The following is a 6,282-nucleotide window of genomic DNA, read 5'->3' as shown; positions in this document are numbered from 1 at the left end:
CGACGCACGGGCTGCACCCCGTCGACGACCCCGGCTCCACCGACGCCCTCGGCTCCACCGACGGGCTCGGCTCCACCGACGGCCTCGGTGCGCCGCGCCGCACCGCCCCGCCGCCCAGGTGCTGCTGCAGCTCACCCCGGTGGCGCGCACGGCGGTCACCACCGACTACACCGCGACGGTCACCGTCAAGGCGCCCGCGAACAGCGCCGTGACCGGCACGTACACGCTCGTCGAGGCCGGTGCGGTCATCGCCTCGGGCTCGCTGGTCGGCGGGTCCGCGCGCGTGCAGCTCGACCTGGCGCCCGGCACTCACAAGATCACCGCTGTCTACAGCGGCGCCGCCAAGGTGAACGGGGCGTCGACCAAGGAGGTCGTCGTCGCGGTGCCCGCGGTCTGACGCTCAGCTGCTCGCGCCGTCGCCCCGGTGCGCCGGCGCGAGCAGCCCGTCGACGAAGGCCGACACCCGGCGCGGGTCCCCCCGCAGGGACGGCAGCGCGGTGACGATCGCCCGGGCCAGGAGCCGGATCGGCACGTTGGCGTCGTTGGACGCGGCCCGCAGGACCGCGAACGCCGCGGCGGGCTCGTACCCGTACGTGAACGCGAGGACGCCGACGGCCTGGTCGATGGTCGCCCGGCTCTCCGCGGCCGCGGAGATCGACTCGGACGCGGCGGCCTGCGCGCGGTCCCGCACCACCTCCGTGACGTCGACGAAGTACCCGGCCAGGACGGTCGCCCGGTCGGCGTCGCGGCCGCGTTCCCGCCCCTCGCCGACGACCGTCACGACGCGCTCCCGGCCCTGCGCGTCCACGATGCGGTGCACGCACGAGAACGGCGCGCCCGTGCGGATCGCCTCCTCGAGCGCGTCGCTGGCGCGGCGCCGGTCGGCGGGGTGCTGGTGCGCGACGAGCAGCTCGGTGGACGGCACGACCTCGTGCGGCTCGAACCCGTGCATCGCGTAGATCTCGTCGGACCACCACCACGCGCCGTCGCGCAGGTCGAGCCGGTAGGCGCCGGCGGTCGCCCGCGTGCCGAGCGCGAGGACGCGCTCCGGGCTCATCACCTCAGACATGGGACCCGCACCCCCGTCCGGTCGTTCACGGTGCGCCGAGCGGTCCTGCCGGACCCCCGCGCCGTCGTTGGTGCGACCGTACGCGCCGCCCCGCGATCCCGACACTCGAACGGGTGACCTGCCGCCAGGCCCGTCACGGCGCCGGTGCGGGTCAGTCGGGCAGCAGCGGCACCTCCGTCCCGGACCCGCGCCGCAGCAGCGCGCCGCGGGTGAGCGCCCGGCTGCCGAACTGCCGCGCGACCGCGTCGACCGCCGTGTCGAGCGCACTGCGGTCCGGGCCGTCGAGGTCGAGCTGCGGCTGGACGTGCGCGTCGGACTCCAGGTTCGTCAGCGCGACGCCGACCAGGGTGAGGCCGCGCTCCCGGAGCAGCGGAGCCACCTCGTCGAGCAGCGCGACCGCCAGCGCCGCCAGGTGGGTGCCGGCGGCCGTCGCGTGCGGCAGCGACCGGGAGCGGGTGGCGGTCGTGTAGTCGGCGAACCGCAGCCGGAGCACGACCGTCCGCGCCAGCCGGTGCGCCGTCCGCAGGCGGCGGCACACCCGGTCCACGAGCCCGAGCAGTGCCGCGCGGACCTGCTCGGGCTGGTGCGGACCCGGGCCGAGCGCACGCTGCGCCCCGACGGACCCGCGCCGCCTGCCGGTCTCGACCCGCTCCGGGGTGCGCCCGTGCACGACCGCGTGCAGGTGCCCGCCCTGCGCGGGGCCGAGCGCCGCGACGAGGATCTGCCGGGGCAGGGCCGCCACGTCGCCCGCCGTGGCGAGGCCGTACGCGTGCAGCTTGCGGGCGGTGACCTCGCCGACCCCCCAGAGCTGCTCCAGCGGCAGCGGGTGCAGGAACGCCTCCTCGCCGTCGGGCTCGACCAGCAGCAGACCGTCGGGCTTCGCGACGCGGCTGGCGACCTTCGCGAGGAACGGCGTGCGGGCGACGCCCACGGTGATCGGGAGGCCGACCTCGTCGCGGACGCGCGCCCGCAGCCGCGCCCCGATCTCCAGCGGCGGGACGTCGATGCGGTGCAGCCCGTGCACGTCCAGGAACGCCTCGTCGATGGAGACGCCCTGCACCGCCGGCGTCGTGTCCTCGAAGATCGCGAAGACGGCGCGGCTGGCGGCCACGTACGCGTCGAACCGGGGGCGCACCACGACGAGGCCGGGGCACAGGGCGCGGGCCTGCCGGCCGCTCATGGCCGTCCGCACGCCCCGGCGCTTGGCCTCGTAGGACGCCGCGAGCACCACGCCGCCGCCCACGGCCACGGGCCGGCGGCGCAGGCGCGGGTCGTCCCGCTGCTCGACGGCCGCGTAGAACGCGTCGAGGTCGGCGTGCAGGATTGCCGCGCGCCGTGCCCCGCCGTCCTCGATGCCGTCGTCCATAGAACACATGTTCGACCCGGGGTCTGACACGGACGCGTCCCCGGTCGCCGAGATGGCAGAACGCGCCTGCCCGACCGGGGGAGCGCCCAGGCGCGCCCTGCCATCTCGGCGAGGAGGGGAGCGGGAGAAGGGCGGGAGCGGGGAGCAGCGGAGCGCGGGAGGCGGCGTCGCAGCGCGGCCGACGCGCGCCGCCGGCACGTCCGGCCGACGATGGCCGCATGACTCAGGACCACACCCCCGCCGACCGACCCGACCCCGGCCACCTGCCCCCGGACGGCGTCCCCGACGACGTCGTGGAGGCCGTCGGCGGCGTCACGGCGGCGTTCGAGGTGATCGAGCACGCCCGCGGCATGCTCTACGCGTTCCACCGCCTGGTCGGGCGGGCGGACGCGGAGCTGGCCGAGGCGCTGGACCGGCTCGAGGCGGCCGGCCACCCGGAGCTCGCCGACGAGCTTCGTGCCGAGATCGTCGGGCGCAACGTGCTCGAGGGGCGCTGGACGTTCCAGATCGTGGAGGACTTCGACGACGGCTACTACCGCGCCTTCGCGGACGCCGAGCGCCGCACCCGGGAGCGTCTGGTGGCGGGTCGCCGGCACGTCTACGAGTCGCAGCTGAAGGAGCGGAACCGCACCCACGGCCTGCCGGGCCACGAGGCGCGCCCGACGGCCTGAGCAGGCCGATGACGAACGGTTCGCGAACCGTTCACGTGGCGCGTTCGCCCGTTCGGACCTAGCGTCGAACACGGCGGGGACGTAGGGCCCCCCTGATCGCACCGACGGAAGAAGCCCGTCGGCGCCACCCCCGGTGACGTGGGCGGATGCCGAGGAGGCGCCTGCCCGCACGGCCGGGCTCTCGCAGAACCAGGACGATGCCCCGGTCGACGGGGCGCGGAGGTCGCGATGTTCTTCCACCGTCAAGAGCTGCAGCACAAGGCCAGCCCCGACAAGCCGGACGCGGTGTACGCCCGCAAGCTCCAGGAGGTCCTGGGCGGGCAGTACGGCGAGATCACGGTCGCCATGCAGTACGGGTTCCAGTCCTGGAACATCCACATCCCGGGCAAGTACAAGGACCTGCTGTACGGCATCGGCGCGGAGGAGTTCGGCCACGTCGAGATGCTGGCGAAGATGATTGCCCAGCTCCTGGAGAAGGCCCCGATCGGCATCACCGAGGAGGCCGTCCAGAAGGACCCGACCGTGGCAGCGGTCATCGGCGGGACCGACCTGCAGCACGCGATCGTGGCAGGCGCCGGCGCCCGCCCGGTGGACTCGATGGGCAACCCGTGGAGCGCGGGCTACATCACCGCGAGCGGCAACCTGCTCGCGGACTTCACCGCGAACGCGAACGCCGAGATGCAGGGCCGCGTGCAGGTGGCGCGGCTCTACCACATGACCGACGACCACGGTGTGCGCGACCTGCTCGCGTTCCTGCTGGCGCGCGACACGATGCACCAGAACCAGTGGATCGCCGCTGCCCGGGAGCTGCAGGAGGAGGGCCACGAGGGCATCCCCGTGCCGAGCAACTTCCCGGTCGGGCAGGAGGACCGCGACGTGTCCTACCAGTACATCAACTTCTCCGACGGGCCGGACGCCGACAAGGGCTCGTGGGCATCCGGCCCCACCCCGGACGGCCTGGGCGAGTTCACCTACGTGGCGGAGCCGCCGGCCGGTGTGCCGATGCCGCCGCCCACGCAGCCGGATCCGCGCCTGTACGGCACGTCCGCCACGCCGAACCCGGTGGAGAAGGTCGCGGGCAAGCTCAAGGACACCCTCAAGAGCGAGTGAAGGGGAGTAACACGATGAGCACGAACGACACCGGCGGACGAGCCGCCGCGGCAGCGGGCACCGCCCGCGACGAGGCGTCGGGCCTGGCCCACGCCGCCGCGGGCAGCGGCCAGGACCTGCTGCACGAGGTGAAGGGACAGGCCGGCGACGTCGTCTCCGAGGCGACGGGACAGGCGCGTGACCTGCTCGGCGAGGCCCGTGCGGGCCTCCAGGGGCAGGCCTCGAGCCAGCAGGCCAAGGCCGCTGCCGGCCTGCGGTCCCTGGGCGACGAGCTGGGGCGGATGGCCGACAGCTCGGAGCAGGGCGGCCTGGCCGCCGACCTCGTGCGCCAGGTCGCAGGGCGCACGGGCACCGTGGCCACCTGGCTCGAGGACCGCGAGCCGGGTGACCTGCTGAGCGAGGTCGCGAACTACGCGCGGCGCAAGCCCGGCACGTTCCTCGTCCTGGCCGCCGGGGCCGGCGTGCTCGCGGGTCGCCTGACCCGGGGCCTGAAGGACGCGTCCTCCGGCGGGAGCACGGGCACGACGGGCGGCACGGGCGCCCCGGCGCGCGTCAGCGGCTACCCCGCCGGCTCGCCCGCGGCGACGACGCAGGACCTGTCCGGGGCGCTCGGCGCCGCCGGCGGGCCGGGCGTGGTGGCCGGCGGAACGGCCGTCGTCTCCGACATCGACGCCGAGTCCGGCGGGCAGCACCGCGAGCCCGGCCCGGCCCTCGGCGACACCTGGGCACCCGTGGCGCCGAGCGAGGAGCAGGCGTGGGAGGCCGCCGGCGGCGACGCCCCGGTCGCGACGACGCCCGAGTACCTCCCGGACGCCGACGACGCGGGCACGGCCGGCGGCGACCCGCTCGCGGGCGTCCGTCGTGAGGACCAGCCATGACCGGGCCGGGGGACCCGACCGTCGCGGCGAGCCCGGGGGCCAACCCCCTCGGCGCGACCGGCACGACCGGCGCTGCGGGTGCGACGGGTGCGACCGGTGCCGCGGGCACCGTCCCGCCCGCCGGACCGGGCCCGGACGCGGCCGACGACCGCCCGTCGATCGGTGACCTCATCGGCGCGGTGACGGAGGACCTGTCGCTGCTCGTGCGGCAGGAGGTCGAGCTCGCGAAGGCCGAGCTCACGCAGAGCGCCAAGCGCGCCGGGACCGGCAGCGGCCTGCTCGCAGGCGCGGGGGTGGCAGGGCACTTCGTGCTCCTGTTCCTGTCCGTCGCCCTGTGGTGGGGGCTGCCGATCGGCAAGGCGTGGTCGGCCGTGGTCGTCGCCGTGATCTGGGGCATCATCGCCGCCGTCCTCGCCCTGCGGGGGCGTGGCGAGCTCCGCCGGGTGAAGGGCGCGCCCCGTACCGCAGACACCGTCAAGAAGATCCCGAACGCCCTGAAGGGTGACGAGGAGGCGAACCATGAGTGAGGACCCGGAGCAGATCCGCCAGCGGATCGAGGCCACGCGGGCGGACCTGTCGGCGAACGTGGACGCGGTCGGCGACGCGCTCGACCCGCGGCAGATGGCGCAGAGGCAGGCCGACAAGGTCAAGGGCCGCGTCAGCGCCGTCAGGGAGCGGGTGATGGGCACCGTGCAGGACACCCGCGAGTCGGTCTCCGGCAGCGCGCACGGCGCGGCGCACGGCGTGCAGGGCTCGGCGCAGTCGGCGGTCGACTCCGCCCGGTCCGCGGCGGGCTCCGTCGCGGCCGGTGTGAAGGGCGCCCCGTCGACGGTCGCGCAGAAGGCGGAGGGCAACCCGCTCGCCGCCGGGCTCGTCGCGTTCGGCGTGGGCCTGCTGGTCTCCTCGCTGCTGCCCTCCTCGCAGAAGGAGCAGCAGGCGGCGCAGGCCGTCAAGGAGCAGGCCCAGGCCGCCGTCCCGCAGGTCAAGGAGGCCGCGCAGAGCGTCGCCGACGACCTGCGCGAGCCGGCCCAGCAGGCGGTGCAGGCCGTGAAGGACCGCGCGACCGAGGCGGCCGGGACGGTCAAGGAGCACGGCACCGAGGCCGCGTCCGACCTGCGCGACCAGGCGCAGTCGTCCGCGCAGACGGTCCGCGAGGCCCCGCAGCAGGGCTGAGCCACGACACCGACG

General features: G+C 75.6%; 8 protein-coding genes. 6 read left to right on the top strand and 2 right to left on the bottom strand.

Annotated features, from left to right (window positions below; all coding sequences use genetic code 11):
• Positions 1 to 118 precede the first annotated feature (118 nt).
• Positions 119 to 397: an Ig-like domain-containing protein gene (locus tag KJP73_RS07285; RefSeq protein ID WP_213282132.1), complete on the top strand. Its 279-nt coding sequence runs from the start codon at positions 119 to 121 to the stop codon at positions 395 to 397.
• 3 nt (positions 398 to 400) lie between these two features.
• Here the strand turns inward: KJP73_RS07285 and KJP73_RS07280 are convergent, their stop codons facing one another.
• Entirely contained in the window at positions 401 to 1,069 is a 669-nt protein-coding gene (locus KJP73_RS07280; protein WP_213282131.1) for a PAS domain-containing protein, read from the bottom strand.
• Positions 1,070 to 1,220: 151 nt separating this feature from the next.
• Positions 1,221 to 2,435: a DNA polymerase IV gene (gene dinB / locus KJP73_RS07275; RefSeq protein ID WP_213282130.1), complete on the bottom strand. Its 1,215-nt coding sequence runs from the start codon at positions 2,433 to 2,435 to the stop codon at positions 1,221 to 1,223.
• A 218-nt stretch (positions 2,436 to 2,653) separates the two neighbouring features.
• Here dinB and KJP73_RS07270 point away from each other — a divergent pair, with 218 nt between their 5' ends.
• The 5 genes from KJP73_RS07270 to KJP73_RS07250 all read left to right on the top strand — a co-directional run bounded on the left by KJP73_RS07270 (position 2,654) and on the right by KJP73_RS07250 (position 6,267).
• On the top strand, positions 2,654 to 3,106 hold the full coding sequence (locus KJP73_RS07270) for a hypothetical protein (RefSeq protein ID WP_213282129.1): 453 nt from the start codon (positions 2,654 to 2,656) through the stop codon (positions 3,104 to 3,106).
• Between the two features lie 228 nt (positions 3,107 to 3,334).
• Positions 3,335 to 4,216: a manganese catalase family protein gene (locus KJP73_RS07265; RefSeq protein WP_213282128.1), complete on the top strand. Its 882-nt coding sequence runs from the start codon at positions 3,335 to 3,337 to the stop codon at positions 4,214 to 4,216.
• 14 nt (positions 4,217 to 4,230) lie between these two features.
• Complete coding sequence (locus KJP73_RS07260; protein WP_213282127.1) at positions 4,231 to 5,094, top strand: hypothetical protein; 864 nt, start codon at positions 4,231 to 4,233, stop codon at positions 5,092 to 5,094.
• Positions 5,091 to 5,621: a phage holin family protein gene (locus tag KJP73_RS07255; RefSeq protein WP_213282126.1), complete on the top strand. Its 531-nt coding sequence runs from the start codon at positions 5,091 to 5,093 to the stop codon at positions 5,619 to 5,621. Before KJP73_RS07260 ends, KJP73_RS07255 begins: the two co-directional genes overlap by 4 nt.
• Positions 5,614 to 6,267 carry a DUF3618 domain-containing protein gene (locus KJP73_RS07250; RefSeq protein WP_213282125.1) on the top strand — a complete coding sequence of 218 codons (654 nt, stop codon included), beginning with the start codon at positions 5,614 to 5,616 and terminating at the stop codon, positions 6,265 to 6,267. The genes KJP73_RS07255 and KJP73_RS07250 overlap by 8 nt, the downstream gene beginning before the upstream one ends.
• Positions 6,268 to 6,282: the final 15 nt, after the last annotated feature.

This window comes from Cellulomonas hominis, from assembly GCF_901521055.1.
In the GTDB taxonomy this organism is placed as follows: Bacteria; Actinomycetota; Actinomycetes; order Actinomycetales; family Cellulomonadaceae; genus Cellulomonas; species Cellulomonas endometrii.
The sequence above is the reverse complement of the archived record's forward strand: the minus strand, read 5'-3'. Positions and strand labels throughout refer to the sequence as shown.